We start from the raw sequence: 495 nt of genomic DNA on the forward strand, positions 1-495 counted from the left end.
TTCTCAAGAAGGAAAAATGGTACCAGCAAAAGAAGGAAATTAAATAATATATAGTTATAACGAGGAGCATCCAAAAAGTGGTGCTCTTTTTATATTATAGGGATTAACTAGTTTTACTGAATATAGAACTGTAGGAAGAATTGAGGCTAGAACATGGGGGACTTTCTCTTCAAATCATGGTGTTTGGAGCAATAGTTTTGGTGGTAAAGTTACAATACAAACATTTTATTAGAGATTTTCTAAATTTACATACACTCTAGATAGACTACATATCAACTTCAGATACCTGTTTTATGATACAAGTAATCAAACAAAAGGAGGGCGATACAAAATGATTACAACAGTATTAACAGGGCACTCTTTTAAGTACAGGAGATTATTAGCAGGTGGAGCAAATGTTGAAGATGTACAGACAGATCAGCATATTCTATATGAACAAAATGAATTGCAGCAAACTCTAGAAAAGTACGATTCGAAGAAGCTTGAGTTATAAAA

The 495-nt window shown here is 32.5% G+C and carries 1 protein-coding gene; it reads left to right on the plus strand.

What is annotated here, in order from left to right:
- The first annotated feature begins 331 nt into the window (after positions 1–331).
- Positions 332–493 (plus strand): hypothetical protein, encoded by a 162-nt coding sequence (locus MR113_RS27430; protein WP_242257489.1) that lies wholly within the window; start codon positions 332–334, stop codon positions 491–493.
- The last annotated feature ends 2 nt before the right edge of the window (positions 494–495 follow it).

Source organism: Bacillus cereus group sp. BfR-BA-01379, assembly GCF_022663605.1.
In the GTDB taxonomy this organism is placed as follows: Bacteria; Bacillota; Bacilli; order Bacillales; family Bacillaceae_G; genus Bacillus_A; species Bacillus_A mobilis.